1 pseudogene is annotated in these 576 nt (G+C 37.7%); it reads left to right on the forward strand.

What is annotated here, in order from left to right:
• Window positions 1–576: pseudogene (locus tag DMP16_RS10705) on the forward strand (enoyl-CoA hydratase/isomerase family protein); the annotation flags it as partial.

The following is a 576-nucleotide window of genomic DNA, read 5'->3' on the forward strand; positions in this document are numbered from 1 at the left end:
GTTAAGGCATTATTGGTTACCAGTAATGTACCAAGATTTTTCTCAGCCGGATTTGATATAAACGAGATTAAGGAAAAACCCCCCAGAATATATAGGATTATCAAGTCAGTTCAGCAAAGAGGTAATGTTAAGGATGATGTCTACTAAGAAGCTGATAATAGCTAGCATAAATGGTCATTGCATGGGTGGTGGGTTAGAGTTAGCTTTGGCATGTGATTTGAGGTTTGGTGCTAATAGTGAAGAAATAAAGATAGGTATGCCAGAAGTTGCTAATCTAGCTTTAATACCTGGAGAAGGAGGAACTCAGTTTCTAGCCAGAATTGTAGGTAGATCAAAGGCTATTTATTTAATGACTACTGGTAAAACATTAACACCTAAAGAGGCTTATGAGTTAGGACTCCTTGACAGATTAGTAGAGCCTGAGAAATTATTTGAAGAATCGTTTAATTTTGCTAGACAAGTTGCTAAGGGACCAGCATTAGCTGTAGGATTTGCTAAATTGGCTGTAAATGAGGGAATGGACTTACCTTTGTATAGTGCGTTTGCATTAGAAAGGGAGATGCAGAACCAAGCTTT

The sequence above is a fragment of the Sulfolobus sp. B1 genome, from assembly GCF_007050195.1.
Lineage (GTDB): Archaea > Thermoproteota > Thermoprotei_A > Sulfolobales > Sulfolobaceae > Saccharolobus.